Annotated in this window: 14 protein-coding genes; 7 read left to right on the top strand and 7 right to left on the bottom strand. The window is 73.2% G+C overall.

The features are described 5' to 3' along the window. Positions 1–63: 63 nt before the first annotated feature. Positions 64–2625 carry an aminopeptidase N gene (gene pepN / locus ACYVDA_RS08035; RefSeq protein ID WP_460816962.1) on the top strand — a complete coding sequence of 854 codons (2562 nt, stop codon included), beginning with the start codon at positions 64–66 and terminating at the stop codon, positions 2623–2625. A 210-nt stretch (positions 2626–2835) separates the two neighbouring features. Here the strand turns inward: pepN and ACYVDA_RS08030 are convergent, their stop codons facing one another. From ACYVDA_RS08030 to ACYVDA_RS08020, 3 genes are all read right to left on the bottom strand, one after another. Then, a complete protein-coding gene (locus tag ACYVDA_RS08030; RefSeq protein ID WP_460816958.1) occupies positions 2836–4329 on the bottom strand; it encodes an HNH endonuclease signature motif containing protein in 1494 nt (497 codons plus the stop codon). A gap of 268 nt (positions 4330–4597) precedes the next feature. Then, positions 4598–4984, bottom strand: a complete 387-nt coding sequence (locus ACYVDA_RS08025; RefSeq protein WP_460816955.1) for a DUF5130 family protein — start codon at positions 4982–4984, stop codon at positions 4598–4600. Beyond that, a complete protein-coding gene (locus ACYVDA_RS08020) occupies positions 4971–5354 on the bottom strand; it encodes a hypothetical protein (protein ID WP_460816953.1) in 384 nt (127 codons plus the stop codon). The genes ACYVDA_RS08025 and ACYVDA_RS08020 overlap by 14 nt, the downstream gene beginning before the upstream one ends. A gap of 61 nt (positions 5355–5415) precedes the next feature. Here ACYVDA_RS08020 and ACYVDA_RS08015 point away from each other — a divergent pair, with 61 nt between their 5' ends. The 3 genes from ACYVDA_RS08015 (at position 5416) to ACYVDA_RS08005 (ending at position 9398) form a co-directional block, all read left to right on the top strand. Continuing rightward, positions 5416–6429: a mechanosensitive ion channel family protein gene (locus ACYVDA_RS08015; RefSeq protein ID WP_460816951.1), complete on the top strand. Its 1014-nt coding sequence runs from the start codon at positions 5416–5418 to the stop codon at positions 6427–6429. 68 nt (positions 6430–6497) lie between these two features. After that, entirely contained in the window at positions 6498–8990 is a 2493-nt protein-coding gene (locus ACYVDA_RS08010) for an SCO7613 C-terminal domain-containing membrane protein (RefSeq protein WP_460816949.1), read from the top strand. Positions 8991–9014: 24 nt separating this feature from the next. Further along, positions 9015–9398: a globin gene (locus ACYVDA_RS08005; protein WP_460816947.1), complete on the top strand. Its 384-nt coding sequence runs from the start codon at positions 9015–9017 to the stop codon at positions 9396–9398. A gap of 16 nt (positions 9399–9414) precedes the next feature. On the opposite strand, the gene ACYVDA_RS08000 is transcribed toward ACYVDA_RS08005, so the two are convergent. Then, positions 9415–10242: an acyl-CoA thioesterase gene (locus ACYVDA_RS08000; protein ID WP_460816944.1), complete on the bottom strand. Its 828-nt coding sequence runs from the start codon at positions 10240–10242 to the stop codon at positions 9415–9417. A gap of 53 nt (positions 10243–10295) precedes the next feature. Then, a complete protein-coding gene (locus tag ACYVDA_RS07995) occupies positions 10296–10478 on the bottom strand; it encodes a hypothetical protein (protein ID WP_460816941.1) in 183 nt (60 codons plus the stop codon). Between the two features lie 107 nt (positions 10479–10585). Between ACYVDA_RS07995 and ACYVDA_RS07990 the strand changes: the two genes are divergently transcribed. The 3 genes from ACYVDA_RS07990 to ACYVDA_RS07980 all read left to right on the top strand — a co-directional run bounded on the left by ACYVDA_RS07990 (position 10586) and on the right by ACYVDA_RS07980 (position 13183). Then, positions 10586–11194 carry a TetR/AcrR family transcriptional regulator gene (locus ACYVDA_RS07990; RefSeq protein WP_460816939.1) on the top strand — a complete coding sequence of 203 codons (609 nt, stop codon included), beginning with the start codon at positions 10586–10588 and terminating at the stop codon, positions 11192–11194. A gap of 170 nt (positions 11195–11364) precedes the next feature. Next, the gene (locus ACYVDA_RS07985) at positions 11365–12579 is read left to right on the top strand and encodes an acetyl-CoA C-acetyltransferase (protein ID WP_460816936.1); all 1215 of its coding nucleotides are present in this window, start codon (positions 11365–11367) and stop codon (positions 12577–12579) included. Between the two features lie 112 nt (positions 12580–12691). After that, positions 12692–13183, top strand: a complete 492-nt coding sequence (locus ACYVDA_RS07980) for a MarR family winged helix-turn-helix transcriptional regulator (protein ID WP_460816934.1) — start codon at positions 12692–12694, stop codon at positions 13181–13183. A 60-nt stretch (positions 13184–13243) separates the two neighbouring features. Here ACYVDA_RS07980 and ettA read toward each other — a convergent pair whose 3' ends face one another. Both ettA and ACYVDA_RS07970 read right to left on the bottom strand, forming a co-directional pair. Next, a complete protein-coding gene (ettA, locus tag ACYVDA_RS07975) occupies positions 13244–14923 on the bottom strand; it encodes an energy-dependent translational throttle protein EttA (RefSeq protein ID WP_460816930.1) in 1680 nt (559 codons plus the stop codon). A 100-nt stretch (positions 14924–15023) separates the two neighbouring features. After that, entirely contained in the window at positions 15024–15503 is a 480-nt protein-coding gene (locus tag ACYVDA_RS07970) for a single-stranded DNA-binding protein (RefSeq protein WP_460816926.1), read from the bottom strand. Positions 15504–15629 lie beyond the last annotated feature (126 nt).

Here is a 15629-nt window from a genome sequence, read left to right as displayed (position 1 = left end):
CGCCCCGTGGCCCTGCCCGTGGGCCGTGCGGAGCGGCTGGGGACGGGTGACATGATGCCCGGCATGCCTGGAACCAACCTGACCCGTGACGAGGCGCAGACCCGCGCCCGGTTGGTCGGAGTCGACTCCTACACCGTGGAGCTCGACCTGACCACCAGCGAGAAGACCTTCGCCTCGACGACCACGCTGCGGTTCACCTGCACCGAGCCCGGCGCCGAGACCTTCGCGGACCTGGTCGACGCCCAGATCCGCGAGATCCGCCTCAACGGCACGGTCCTCGACCCCGCCACGGCGTACGCCGACCACCGGATCCGCCTGACCGACCTGCAGGAGAGCAACGAGCTGGTCGTCGCGGCCGACCTGCCGTACTCCCGCACCGGCGAGGGCCTGCACCGCTTCGTAGACCCGGTGGACGACCGCGTCTACACCTACACGCAGTTCGAGGTGCCCGACGCCCGCCGCGTCTACACGACCTTCGAGCAGCCCGACCTCAAGGGCGTGTTCAGCTTCGTGGTGACCGCCCCCGAGGGCTGGGAGGTGGTCTCGAACTCCGCGACCCCCGAGCCCGAGCCGCTGGGTGACGGCAAGGCCGTGTGGCGCTTCGGGCGCACCGAGCCGATGTCGACGTACATCACCGCGCTGATCGCCGGGGAGTACCACGTCGAGCGCGACGTCTACCGCGGTGCGCACGGCGAGATCCCCCTGGGCCACTTCTGCCGCCAGTCGCTGGTGGAGCACATGGACACCGCCGAGCTGGTCACGATCACCAGCCAGGGCTTCGCCTTCTTCGAGGAGGCCTTCGGCTACCCCTACCCGTTCCACAAGTACGACCAGCTCTACGTGCCGGAGTACAACATGGGCGCGATGGAGAACGCCGGGGCCGTGACCCTGCGCGACGAGTACCTCCCCCGCAGCCGCCAGGACGCCTCGTTCTACGAGTTCCGCGCCTCCGTGATCCTGCACGAGATGGCCCACATGTGGTTCGGCGACCTGGTCACCATGAAGTGGTGGGACGACCTGTGGCTCAACGAGTCCTTCGCGGAGTGGGCCTGCTACCACGCCGCCGTGGAGGCCACCGAGTTCACCGAGTCCTGGACCGGGTTCACCAACGCCCGCAAGAACTGGGCGCTGCGCCAGGACCAGCTGCCCAGCACGCACCCGATCGCCGCGGACAACCACGACCTCCAGGCCGTGGAGGTCAACTTCGACGGGATCACCTACGCCAAGGGCGCCTCGGTGCTCAAGCAGCTGGTGGCCTGGGTGGGCCTGGACAACTTCCTGGTCGGCCTGCGCACCTACTTCCGCAAGCACGCCTTCGGCAACTCCGAGTTCGCCGACCTGCTGGCCGCCCTCGAGGAGTCCTCGGGCCGCGAGCTCGACTCGTGGGCCAAGGAGTGGCTCCAGACCAGCGGCGTGAACACCCTCTCCCCCGCCTTCGAGGTCGGCCCGGACGGGACCTACACCAGCTTCACCGTCGAGCAGGCCGCCGCGGTCGAGTACCCCACGCTCCGCCGTCACCGCCTCGGCATCGGGCTCTACGACGAGGTCGTCAACGAGGCCGGCGAGTCGCGCCTGGTGCGTCGCTCGCACGTCGAGGTCGACGTCGAGGGCGAGCGCACCGAGATCGCCGAGCTGGTCGGGGAGAAGCAGCCCGACCTGCTGCTCCTCAACGACGGTGACCTCACCTACGCCAAGATCCGGCTCGACGAGCGCTCCCTGGCCACCGTCGTCGGCGGCCTCGGCCGACTCGACGACTCCCTGGCCCGCGCCCTGTGCTGGGGCGCCACCTGGGACATGACCCGCGACGCGGAGATGACCGCCACCGACTTCGTCGACCTGGTGCTGCGCAACGTGGCCTCCGAGACCGACGCCTTCGGCTCCTCGCGGATCCCGGGCTACGCCGCCCAGGCCGTGAACAGCTTCTCCGACCCGGCCCACCGTGACGAGCTGGCGCTGACCTGGGAGACCGGCGTACGCCGTCTGCTGCACGAGGCCGAGCCGGCCAGCGACCACCAGCTGACCTTCCTGCGCTCCTTCGCCGCCGCCGCGCGCAGCGACGAGGCGCTCGACGAGGTCGAGGCGCTGCTCGAGGGCACCACGACCCTCGAGGGTCTGGCCGTCGACACCGACCTGCGGTGGACGCTCGTGGGCGCCCTCGCGCGTCGGGGTCGCGTCGAGGCCGACCGGATCGACGCCGAGCTCGCCCGCGACCGCACCATCTCCGGCCAGGAGCGCGCGGCCGCGGCCAAGGCGTCCCGGCCCACCGCCGAGGCCAAGGCCGAGGCCTGGGAGATCGCGGTCGTGCGCGACGACGTGGCCAACGAGACCCAGCGCAGCGTGGTGATGGCGTTCATGCAGCACGGTCAGGACGATGTGCTGGCGCCGTACGTCGAGCGCTACCTGGAGATCGCCGACACGCTGTGGGAGGACAAGGGCACCCAGCGTGCCTCCACCGGCCTGGAGCACCTGTTCCCCCGCCCGCTGGCCTCGCGCGAGCTCCTCGAGCGCGTGGGTCGCTGGCTCCAGGAGTCGCCGGCCAACCCCGCAGCCAAGCGCTACGTGCGCGAGGGTGCCGCCGACGTCGAGCGCTTCCTCGCCGGCCAGGAGCGCGACGCCCAGCGCTGAGCTCCGCCGCACCCGTCACGAGGGCCGTCCCACCGGGGGCGGCCCTCGTCGCGCGTCCACGTCGGTCAGCATGGCGGCGCCGGGAGGTTCGTCGGTCGGGCGGGGCGTTCTGCGCCCGTCGTCGGGGCCTGGTGACCCGGGGAGCAGCGCCCGGGCACGCCGATGGCCCGTCCAGGTGGTGCCGTCTGGACAGGTCTCGGGGCGGTGAGGCTAGGAGGGTGCAGGTCGCTGGCGTGGCAGGTGGATCGGCCCGGGTGGGACCCGCGGTCGGTCGGTGGTGACGTCTCTGGTGCCGCCGGGGTCGCGCAGGAACTGGTAGCCGTGGGGGCTCGACCACAGGTAGGTCCCGGGACTGAGTGTCGTGTAGGTCCACAGTGCGTGGGTTTTCAGCCGGTGGTGTCGTCGGCACAGGGGCGCGAGGTTGCACGAGCAGGTGGGTCCGCCGTCGGCGTGGGCGATGACGTGGTCGCAGTCGCACCTGCGCGCGGGGGCGCTGCACCAGGGGAAGACGCAGGTGTGGTCGCGCAGCTGGGCCTGGTGATGCAACCGGTCGGGGACCTCGTAGGCCTCGCCGTGGATGAGGTCCTCGGTGTCGACGACAGGCCGGACGGTGATCTGGGTGTCGGGGTTGGCGCACCAGCCGCGGACCTGGTCGGCGGTCACGATCCGTCGGCCCTCCTCGACCCGGGCCAGATGGAGGTCATCCTCGGCCCGTCGACCTTGTCGAGATCCGTTCCACTCGCAGCTGCAACCTGAACCACTGCCGGTGAGGGCGGCGTGGGAGAGGTGGACGTGCAGGACCACCTGCCGTGCCTTGGGCCGCGCAGCCGGTCGCGGCGCCTTCGTCTCCTGGTTCTCCTGGGTGGTGAGCAGGTCGAGGGTGAGCTGGTCGCGGGTGTGCTGCCGTCCGAGCTCCCCGGCGGCCATGGCACGGCGGACGTCGAGGGACTTGTCGCAACCTGCCGCCTTCAACACGGCGGCCTCGTGAGACAGCGCGTTGTCGAGGTCGCGGGCGTCGGCGGTGTCGAGCTGGGCGTGCAGGTAGGTCATCCCGCCGATCGCCGAGTCCGGGGTAGGGCGGTCGTGCTGGAAGGTGACGTGACGGCCGTCGGCGGCCTTCTCGGCGTCCTCCCGAGCCCTCTCGGGCATGAACCGGGCGATCGCTTCGGTGACCAGGCGTTCGACGGCGGTGTAGCCGACCTTGTGGGCGTACGCCGCTACCTGGTTGTCCACGTGGGCAGCGGCTTCGGGGGTGAGGGTCATGGTCTGGTCGGCGATGTTCTTGGCCCGCCACACCGGCACCTCGCCAGCGACCACGCGCCGCCACAGCCGCGGGAGGCGGTGCTTGACCTCCAGGGCCCTGCCGATCAGGTTGCGGCCGGAGTCAGTGGACAGGCCCAGGGCGGCGGCGAGCTCGGGGATCGCGAACTCCGCCACCAACGGTGCACCCGAGCCCGCGATCGCCAACGGGCGCTCCAGGTAGGTGGGGGTCATCCAGGCCGCGTCGTCAATGGACTCGGCTGGGTGCTGCTCGCCCCAGACCGCGGCCGCCAGGAACAGCTGCGCGTCGGCGCGGTCGCGGGCGTCGCGGCGGTCGCGGGCGTAGGCGAGGACGTCGGTGGCGTCGTCGAGGTCGGGCAGCTCGACCCGCACCGGCACGGCCGCGGGGCGACGCGACCGGTGGGTGCGGGAGGAGGTGGCCATGACCAAACTCAACCAGCGACCACCGACAAGACGCCGTCGGGAAGCGGGGTGAAACGGACACGGGGGAAGAACTTCTTGAAGAAGTTTCTGCGACGCGGCCCGGCGGGGGCTGGCGAGTGGTTCCGCCTGGCGTGCGGGTCGGGCTTTGACAACGGGCCTAGCGGCCCTGCTCAACCGACGAGCCGCCGGGTGGGCCGCGCACTTCCGGCGACGGGGCTGGACCCAGCGCCACCGATGGACGTCGGGCCAGCGAGGGCCCAGCGGATCGCTAGCGCTGCTGCTCGTGGAGGCTGGCGGGCTGGCGGGCCGACTGGGCGAGCTGGTTGACGCCGTGCTTGATGCCGCCGACGAGGTCGCCGGCGGCGAAGGCGGACTGCATGCCGGCGATGGCGAGGCGGACGGCGTCCTCGCTCAGGGACCGGCGTACGACGGAGCCGAGGACGACCTCGATCAGCCGGGCGGACGGGTCGACGAGGATCAGCACGCTGCGGTCGGACGCGGACAGCGCTGCGTGGAGCCGACGGGCGTAGGCCTTGGACTCCTCCTGCGCGGTCCCGACGAAGACAGAGAACTCGAAGCGGCACGTGGTCTCGGCCCCGCGGATGGCGCGGTCGATCTCGGCCTCCTGGGCCGAGTTGAACTCACCAGCTGCCACTGACGCTCCCGGTGCTCCCGCGGCCGGACTCCAGCTGCTCGGGGGTGACCGAGTCGGCCGCGGCGACGCCCTTGGTGGGCCCGCCGAACCACTCGGGCTGGCCGCGCCAGGACTGCCCGGCCTCGTAGCCCTTGTCCTTGGCCATCGAGGGCAGCACCGCCAGCAGCGTGATCACCGCGGCGGCCCCCACCGGGATGATCAGCGCGACCAGGAGGAAGCCCAGCACCGAGACACGGGGCGACTGCTCCCATCCCTGGGGGGTGTCGGCGAAGGCGGCGCCGGTCAGGCCGCCGGCGAGCACCAGGGAGACCGCACCGGTGCAGACGATCGCTGCACGGCGGAACCGGGTCGGGGAGTCGTGAGTCAACACACGCCCAGGATACCCAGTCTCGGCTTGGTCGGTGTCAGCCGTCCCTCGTAGCCTCCCTCACATGTTCCTCCCGTCCCCCCTCACGACCGGCCTCCCCGCCGGCCTCTACGACGGCCTGCCCGCCGTGTGCCAGCGGAACGAGAGCCTCACCTGCGCCGCGGTCTACAAGTGGACCGGCGACACCACCCTCGCCACGAGCGCCACCTGGCTGATCGGCAAGCCGCTCGCCATCGCCGCCATCCTGCTCGGCGCGGTGCTGGTGCGGTGGCTGGCCAGCAAGGCCGTCGACCGCGTCGTGAGCCGGGCCGAGGTCGCGCCCGTCCCCGGCGGCCGGCCCGTGCACGCGCGTCGCGCCCAGCGGGCCCGCAGCCTGGGCACGCTGCTCAAGAGCATCCTGACCACCGTCGTCTTCGGGATCGCCATCGTGATGGCGCTCTCGGAGGTCGGGGTCAACATCGCCCCGATCCTGGCCAGCGCCGGCGTCCTGGGTCTCGCGATCGGCTTCGGCGCGCAGAACCTGGTCAAGGACTTCCTCTCGGGCGTGATGATGATGGTCGAGGACCAGTACGGCGTCGGCGACGTCGTCGACCTGGGCGAGGCCACCGGCACCGTCGAGGCGGTGGGCCTGCGGGTGACGCGGCTGCGCGACGTCAACGGCACCGTCTGGTACGTCCGCAACGGCGAGATCCTGCGGGTCGGCAACCAGTCGCAGAACTGGGCTCGCACCGTGCTCGACGTCAACGTCGGCTATAACGAGGACCTGGTGAAGGTACGCCGTGTCCTCGAGGAGGTCGCCCACGGACTGTGGGAGGACGAGGACTTCGCCGGGCTGGTGATCGAGGAGCCGGAGGTCTGGGGCGTGGAGAACCTCAGCCCCGAGGGCGTGGTGGTCCGGGTGACGCTCAAGACCGCACCGCTCCAGCAGTGGGTCGTGGCCCGCGAGATGCGTCAGCGCATCAAGGCCCGCTTCGACCACGAGGGCATCGAGATCCCGCTGCCGCAGCGGGTGGTGTGGCACCGCGACGAGCCCGGCCGGGCGTCGGGCGCGGGCTCCGCCTCGGCCCCGGTTGAGTAGGACTACTCAGGCGGGTTGAGCCGAAAGCCCCGGGACGCCGGCCGCACCGGCGGCCGATCATCGAGGGCATGAGCCGGCTCCTCGACACCACCGTCTGCCCCGACTGCCGCGCACCGCTGGTCCGCGGGGCCACCTGCACCGGGTGCGGGCTGCGCCTGACCGGTCCGCTCGCCCTCGAGCTCCAGGGCGTGCTGCGCCAGGCCGACTCCCTGGTGGAGCGGCTCCGCTCGGCGGTCGCCCCGGTCGGGGCCGTGGCCCCGATGGGCCCGGTGGCTGCGGGCACCGCGCTCCCCCCGGCTCCCGGGCGCTCCCCCGCGGCGGTCCCGCCCCGGCGCCGGCTGGGATCGGCCTCGGTGCCGGTCGTGCTGCTGTCGCTGGGCGGCCTGTGCCTGCTGGTGGCGGCCGTGGTCTTCGTCGCCGTCACCTGGAGCCTGCTGGGCCAGGCCGGCCGGACGGTGGTGCTGGCGGCCGTCACGCTGGTCGTGGCGGCCTGCGGGGAGGTCGTCACCCGCCGTGGCCTGCGGGTCGCGGCCGAGACCCTGGCGGTGGTCGTCCCCGGGCTGCTGGCGCTGGACCTGCTGGGCGCCTGGTGGTCGGGGCTGGGCGGCTCCGACGCCCTCGACGCGCGCGGTGCCACCACGGTGATCGGCGCGGGCGCCGCGGCGCTGGCCCTGGCGACCGCCCTCCGGGCCCGGCGCTCCCCCGTCCGCGAGCTGCTGGGGGCCCAGGTGGTGGCAGCCCTGGGCACCGCGCTGGTCCTGCTCGCCCAGGTCTGGTCGCGGACCGACCGTCCTCTCACGGCGGTCGTCGCCGTCCCGGTGGTCGCGCTGCTCGCGGTCGGGTGCGGCGGCCGGCTCCGGCTCGCCGCCCCCGGCCTGGCCGGTCTCGGTGTCCTGACCTGGCTGGTGCTGCTCGGGACCGGCCTGGCCCGCCTGGACGAGCGCGTCTCCGCCGACGGGTGGTGGTCGCAGGGTCGCGGCTGGCCGCTGCTCGCCGCCGGAGTGCTCGCCGCCGTCCTGGTCCACGCCCCCGTCACCCCTGTCGCCCCCGTCGCCCGGGTCACCCCCGTGGTCCGCTCGGTGGCGGCCGGCGCCGCGCTGCTCGCCTGGGCGGCCCTGCTGACCGGCCCGCTCGCCCCGGTGGGGCCGACCCGCGCGGTCCTGGTGGTCTCCGGCGCCGTCGTGCTGCTCAGCCTGGTCGCCGCCCTCGCGCCCCGGACCTGGGCCCGCGGGGCCGCGCCGCTCGCCGCGCCCGGTGCCGCCGGCCTCGGGCTGTGGCTGCTCTCGGCTCCCTGGGACCGGCTGGAGCGCCCGCTCCCCGGCACGGACGCGGGGCCCGCCGACCTGACGTCGGTCGCCGGACCGGCCCTGCCCGTGGTCGCGCTCGCGGTCGTCGCCGCCCTCCTGGGCTGCACGCGGGTGCTGCCCGCCACCACCCGCGCCGACGTGCGCCGGTCCGTCGCGCTGCTCGCCCCGGCCCTGGTCGGCCTCGCGACGGTGTCGGCCCTGCTCGGCGACCGGGTCGCGGTCGGCGGGACCGTCGCGGTGGGGGTCCTGACCGCTCTGCTGGCGGGCGCGGCGTCCTGGGTGTCACGCGGGCACCGGGTCCCGGCGCTGGTCGGCGCCCTCTCCACGGCGTACGCCGCCGGGGTGGTGCTCGCCGTCGCCGGCCCCCACCCGCTCCTGCTCGGCACCGGTGCGACCCTCCTGGCCCTGCCGACGGCCGCCGCGTCGGTCGAGCGTCGCCGCGCCGGCGAGGCGACCACCGCGGCCGTCCTCGCGGCGGTCGCCACGCTGCTCGGCGGCCTGGCGACCGTGGGCTGGCTCGACCTCGTCGGCACGAGCCCGCAGGTGGAGCCGGCCCTGCTCGGGGCGTACGCCGGGGTGGTCGGCGCCCTCGCCGCTCCCCTGGCCCGCGCCGCCGCGCCGCGGATCGCCGTGGAGCTGGCCGCGGTCGTCCTCGCCCTCGCGGCGGCGGCCGGGGCGCCCAGCACCACGGCCCTCGCGGCGGTCCTCACGGTCGCGGGCTCCGCGGTCTGCCTGGTCGCGGTCACCACCCGGGACCGCCCCTTCCTGGGCTGGGTCGGCGCGGTCGTGCTCGCCACCGCGACCGGGCTGCGGTTCCTGGCCGACGTGCCCGCGCCGGAGGTCTGGACGCTGCCGGCAGCGGCGACGCTCGTGACCGCCGGGCTGGGGCGCCTGCGCCGCGACCCGTCCGTCGGCAGCCTCGACGTCCTCGGCAGCGGGGTGGGCCTGGCCCTCCTGCCGAGCCTGCTGCTGGCGCTGGAGGAGCCGGTCTCCGCGCGCGGCGCCCTGGTCGCCGTCGCCGGGCTCCTCGCCCTGGGCCTGGGCGTGCACCGCCGCCTGGCCGCGCCGTTCGTGCTCGGCGCGCTCACGGTCGGCCTGCTGGCGCTGCGCCACCTCGGGCCGTACGCCGAGGCCGTGCCGCGCTGGGTCGTCCTCGCCGCCGTCGGCACCGCCCTGCTGGCCGTGGGCGTCACGTGGGAGTCGCGCCGTCGGGACCTGGACCGCGCGGGCCGCTACCTGGTCGGGCTGCGCTGACCCGGTTCGGCCCCATGGCCCATGATGGACCCGGTGAGCACCTTCTACGACGAGATCGGCGGCGCCCCGGTCGTCCGCGGCATCGTCCACCGGTTCTACGAGGGCGTGGCCGCCGACGAGGTGCTCCGCCCGATGTACCCCGAGGAGGACCTCGGCCCGGCCGAGGAGCGCTTCGCGATGTTCCTCGAGCAGTACTGGGGCGGGCCGACGACGTACTCCGACCTCCGCGGCCACCCGCGCCTGCGGATGCGCCACGCGCCGTTCGCGGTGACGCCCGAGGCGGCCCAGCACTGGCTGAGCTGCTTCCGCGCCGCGCTGGACGGCGCCGACCTCACCCCGGAGCAGGACGAGCGGTTCTGGGACTACGTCACCCACGCGGCCCAGTTCATGGTCAACACCCTGGTCTGAGCCTCGCCCGGCCCTGCTAGGGCTGCGCCAGCTCCTGGGTGAGCCGCTCGCGCTGGGACTCGGCCATCGGCCGGCTGCGCTGGGTCTCCTTGTCGAAGGTCACCATCACGACCGACGCGCGGGCCAGGGCGCGACCGCCGGCGCCGTCGAGCAGCTCGCTGCTGACCGTGAAGGACCGACTGCCGACGTGGGCGATCCAGGACCGCACCAGGTAGGGCTCGTGCCGGTGCGGCACCGGGGCCAGCAGCTCGAGGTCGGTGCGCGCCACGACGTGGTGGGACCACTCCTCGCCGCGGGTGTGCAGGCGCCAGAAGTACTTGATCCGGGCCTCCTGGAAGAACTCCACCAGCGCCACGTCGCGCACGTGTCCCGCACGGTCCAGGTCGGCGAACCGCACCGTCACCGGGAACTCGTCACCGGCGCGGGGCTCGGCCTCGGCGACCGGGCGCCACTCGTGCGCCTCCCCGGCGTACGCCGACAGGGCGGTCTCGATCCGGGCCCGGTCCTCCGGTCGCGACCCGTCCAGGTCGCTGCTGACCCGCAGGTGCACGACCCGGTCGGCGCCCTCGCCGTCGGCCCCGTCGTGGACCTCGTGGTGCAGGACGGCCGCCCCGCGCTCGTCCGAGGTCAGCCAGGAGTCGACCAGCACCGGCTCCCGGCGCAGCACCAGCGGGCTGACGAACTCGACCCGGTGCCGGGTCACCGGCAGCGGCTCCTCGCCGGGCGCGCCGCCGAGCACCCGGTGGCGGGCCTCGGCGACGTAGTCGAGGTAGGTCACGTTGTTGACGTGACCCAGCATGTCCAGGTCGGCCCAGCGCATCGGGCACTCGTAGGTGTGCGGCACGCGCAGATGCTCCCAGACGGGAGGGACCGGACCCGGACGGCCCTGGTCGGTGGTCAGTGACCCAGGGCCAGGTGGCCGTAGTAGTGCAGGATCGTCTCGTGACGACGCACGCGCACGGTCCGGTTCTGCAGCAGGGCCGCGACCACGAGGCCCAGGGACACGGCCACGGTCAGGGCGGCGAGCACGACCAGCGCGATCACGAAGGGGGTCACGCCGGGAAGCAGGGTGAAGGTCATCGTCGTTCCTCTCAGAAGTTCTCTACATCTGTAGAAACTACACCTGTAGAAGGATCAGGCAAGGCCCCCGCGGCGTGGGGTGGATCACGTCGGGCCGGGGGCCGGTCGTGACGGCCACGCCACGCCCCTCCCCCCGTCAGCAGGTCCTCCTCGAGGCCGCGGCACGGGTGGTCGCGGGAGCCGGCCTCCGGGGGCTCACGCACCGGGCCGTCGACCGGGAGGCCGGGCTGCCCGAGGGCACCTGCTCGGCCTACCTCCGGACCCGGCTGGCGCTGCTGACCGCCCTGTCCGAGCACGTCGCCGCGCGGTTCGCCGACGACATCGAGCAGGCCACGCACCGGATCGAGGCGGAGAGCACGCGCAGCGGTCCCCCCGGGTCGGCCCTGGCCGAGACCTCCGCGCTGCTGCGGGGCTGGCTGGCCGACCCCGGCCTGCTCCTCGCCCGGATGGAGCTGACGCTGGAGGGGGTGCGCCAGCCCGAGCTCGCCGCCGTCTTCGCGCGGCAGTCCGAGCAGCTCGTCGACCTCGTGGCCCACGCAATGGTCTCCCTGCAGCGCGACGGGGAGGACCTCCGGGCCCGCGCCGGCACCCTGATCGCCGCCCTGGACGGCGTGCTCCTGCGCGCCCTGCGCCAGGACCCCGAGCACCGCGAGGAGGCCCTGGAGGCGAGCCTGACCGAGCTGCTCGAGGCGCTCCTGGGGGCGCACCCGGCCTGATCGGCCCGGGACCGAGCGCTCCCTGCCGCGTCGGCAGCTGCCCCCTTCGGCCCCACCCCGGCGAGGGGCCCGTCTAGGGTGGCCGGGGTCCAACGTCGTACGCCGGGGGCCCGCCCTCCGGCGCACGGGGGACCCGTTCCCGCACCACCCACTCACGAGCAGGAGAACCCATGCCCGAGGCAGTCATCGTGTCGGCAGCACGCTCCCCCATCGGCCGCGCCAACAAGGGCTCGCTGACCGAGTTCCGTCCCGACGACCTGTCCGCCCTGATCGTGCGGGCCGCGCTGGAGAAGATCCCCGAGCTCGACCCGGCGACCATCGACGACCTGATCCTGGGCTGCGGCCTGCCCGGCGGCGAGTCCGGCAACAACATGGCCCGCGTGGTCTCGACCCTGCTGGGCTACGAGATCCCCGGCGCCACGGTGACCCGCTACTGCTCCTCCTCGGTGCAGACCTCGCGGATGGCCTTCCACGCCATCAAGGCCGGCGAGGGCCACGCCTTCATCTCCGCCGGCGTCGAGACCGTCTCCCGCTTCGCCAAGGGCACCTCCGACCACCTGCCCGGCACCCGCAACCCGCTGTTCGAGACCGCCGAGGCGCGCACCAAGAAGACCGCCGAGGGCGGCCAGGACTGGCACGACCCGCGCGAGGACGGCGAGCTGCCCGACATCTACATCGCGATGGGCCAGACGGCCGAGAACGTCGCCCGCCTGCGCGGCCTGGACCGCAAGGAGCTCGACGAGTTCGCCGTGCGCAGCCAGAACCTGGCCGAGAAGGCGATCGCCGACGGCTTCTGGGCCAACGAGATCACCCCGGTCACGACCCCCGGCGGCGTCGAGGTCACCGCCGACGACGGCCCCCGCGCCGGCGTCACCTACGACGCCATCGCCGGGCTCAAGCCGGTGTTCCGTCCCGACGGCGTCGTCACGGCCGGCAACTGCTGCGCCCTCAACGACGGCGCGGCCGCCGTGATCGTCATGTCGGACACCCGCGCGAAGGAGCTGGGCCTGACCCCGCTCGCCCGGATCGTGTCCACCGGCGTCACCGGCCTCTCCCCCGAGATCATGGGCCTCGGCCCGGTCGAGGCGACCAAGCAGGCCCTCAAGCACGCGAACATGAGCATCGACGACATCGACCTGGTCGAGATCAACGAGGCGTTCGCCGCGCAGGTCGTCCCGTCCTACCAGGACCTCGGCATCGACATCGACCGCCTCAACGTCAACGGCGGCGCGATCGCGGTCGGCCACCCCTTCGGCATGACCGGCGCCCGGCTGCAGAACACGATGCTGAACTCGATGAAGTGGCACGACAAGCAGACCGGCCTGATCACGATGTGCGTCGGTGGCGGCCAGGGCATGGCGATGATCCTGGAGCGGATGTCCTGATCCCCGGTCGCCCCGGCGTACGCCGCTGAACTGGGCGAACACGTGTGCACCAGACACCCCGAGCACCCCTGAGGGGGAGGGCTCGGGGTGCCTGGGCACCTACACTTCGCCCATGACGAGTGGGGGGGACGTGCGGTGGCTCACCGCCGAGGAGCAGGGGGCGTGGCGCGCCTACATCATGGGCACCGAGCTGTTGCTGCACCGGCTGGACCGCGAGCTCCGCGAGGAGCACGACCTGTCCTTCAGCGAGTACGAGATCCTCGTGCGCCTCTCCGAGGCCAGCGGCGGGCGTCTCCGGATGGCCATCCTGGCCGACTCCATGTCGCACTCGCGCAGCCGCGTGACCCACACCGTGGCCCGGATGCAGAAGGCCGGCCTCGTCGTGCGCGAGGCCTCGACCTCCGACGGCCGCGGCGTCGAGGCCGTGATGACCGACCGGGGCCGCACGGTCCTGCAGGCGGCTGCGGTGACGCACGTGCGCGGTGTGCGCGAGCACATCGTCGACCTCGCCTCGCCGGCGGACTTCGCCGCCCTGGGACGGATCTTCAACGAGGCCAGCGACCGGCTGCTGACCGGCCTGCCGCAGGACGCCGACATCCGCTGACCCGGCACCACCGCGAGGTGGGCCGGGAGCAGCGGACGTCGGGCGTCGCCGAGGGAGCCGTCAGTCGCGGGTGAGGCGACGGTGGGTGACGCGGTGCGGACGCGCGGCCTCGACGCCGAGGCGCTCGATCTTGTTCGCCTCGTAGGAGGCGAAGTTGCCCTCGAACCAGAACCAGTTGCCGGGCTCGTCGGCGGTGCCCTCCCAGGCCAGGATGTGGGTCGCGGTGCGGTCCAGGAACCACCGGTCGTGGGAGGTGATGACCGCGCAGCCGGGGAACTCCAGCAGCGCGTCCTCGAGCGAGGACAGGGTCTCGACGTCCAGGTCGTTGGTGGGCTCGTCGAGGAGCAGCATGTTGCCGCCCATCTTCAGGGTCAGCGCCAGGTTCAGCCGGTTGCGCTCACCACCGGAGAGCACGTTGGCCTTCTTCTGCTGGTCGGGGCCCTTGAAGCCGAACGACGCGACGTAGGCGCGCGAGTTCATCTCGAAGTTGGCGACCTTGATGAAGTCGAGACCGTCGGAGACAACCTCCCAGACGTTCTTGCTGGCGTCGAGCCCGCCGCGGCTCTGGTCGACGTAGGAGATCTTCACCGTCTTGCCGACGGTCAGGTCGCCCTGGTCGGGCTGCTCCTGGTCGACGATCATCTTGAACAGCGTGGTCTTGCCGACGCCGTTGGGGCCGATCACGCCGACGATGCCGGCGCGCGGCAGGCTGAAGGACAAATCGTCGATCAGGATCCGGTCGCCGAAGCCCTTGCGCAGGTGGCTGGTCTCGAGGACCACGTCGCCCAGGCGGGGACCCGCGGGGATGTTGATCTCGGAGGTGTCGATCTTGCGCATCCGGTCGGCCTCGGCCGCCATCTCCTCGTAGCGCGCCAGGCGCGACCGGCTCTTGGTCTGCCGGGCCTTGGCGTTGGAGCGGACCCACTCCAGCTCGCGCTCGAGCATCTTGGCGCGCTTGGCGTCCTTCTGCCCCTCGATCTTGAGGCGGTCCTTCTTGGTCTGCAGGTAGGTCGTGTAGTTGCCCTCGTAGGGGTGGGTCTGGCCCCGGTCGAGCTCGAGGATCCAGGTGGCCACGTTGTCGAGGAAGTAGCGGTCGTGGGTGACCGCCAGGACGGCGCCCGGGTAGTTGGCCAGGTGGCCCTCGAGCCACTGGACCGACTCGGCGTCGAGGTGGTTGGTGGGCTCGTCGAGGAGCAGCAGGTCGGGCTGCTGCAGCAGCAGCTTGCACAGCGCCACCCGGCGACGCTCACCACCGGAGAGGTTGTCCACGATCGCGTCCGGCGGCGGGCAGCGCAGCGCGTCCATGGCCTGGTCGAGGCGGCTGTCGAGGTCCCAGGCGTTGGCGTGGTCCAGGTCGGTCTGCAGGTCGCCCATCTCGGCGAGGAGCGTGTCGTAGTCGGCGTCGGGAGCGCCCAGCTCCTCGGAGATCGCGTTGTAGCGGTCGAGCTTGCCCTTGATCTCGCCGACGGCCTCCTCGACGTTGGCCAGCACGGTCGCGCCCTGGGTCAGCGGCGGCTCCTGCTGGAGCATGCCGACCGTCGCGTCCGGCGCCAGCATCGCGTCGCCGTTGTTGGCCCGCTCCAGCCCGGCCATGATCTTGAGCAGGGTGGACTTGCCGGTGCCGTTGGGACCCACGACACCGATCTTGGCGTCGGGCAGGAACGACAGCGTGACGTTGTCGAGCACCACCTTGTCGCCGTGGGCCTTGCGGACGTTGTGCAGCGTGTAGACGTATTCCATGGTGGTCCCAGCCTAGAGGCCCACCCCCGTCTCAGGCGAAACCTGCCGACGGGGGCCGGGACGGGGTCCCGGGGCCCCGCGGCCGGGCGCGGCAGGAGCCTCAGGCCGCCGTGGTGACCGGCACGCCGTCGGCGTCGAGCTGGGGGCCCTCGGCGCCGTAGGCGTGGACCACCTCGCGCACCTCCTCGGCCTGGCGGGGGTCGCCCACCGGACGGGCGGTCCGGGCCGCCGGCGCCTTGGTGAAGGCGCTGGTGCCCTTGGTCAGGTCGTGACCCACGAAGGTCGCGTCGACCACCCAGGCCACCGCCCGGGTGCCGTCCTCGCGGTCCCAGACGTCGGTGCGGACCCGGCCGTGGACCACGACCGCGTCACCGCGGTGCACCGACTCGGCGACGTGGCGGGCCAGGACCCGCCAGCAGTTGACGGTGTACCAGGAGGTCTCACCGTCCACCCACGTGCCGGCACGCTGGTAGCGCGGGGTGGACCCGATCCGGAACGAGGCCACCGGGGTGTCCCCCACCTCCCGGACGTCGACGTCGGCTCCGACCCAGCCCTGCAGGGTCACGTAGGACTCGTTCATGGTGCTGCCTCCTTGGTGTGGCGTGTGGAGGACAGTCCAGCGGGCGCGGCCGACTCCGGGGCGGCGTACGCCGGGGGGCTGTGGACGACGCGCCTCGGCGAGGCCCCTGTGGACGACGCGCCCGCG

The sequence above is a fragment of the Nocardioides korecus genome, from assembly GCF_054778395.1.
The sequence above is the reverse complement of the archived record's forward strand: the minus strand, read 5'-3'. Positions and strand labels throughout refer to the sequence as shown.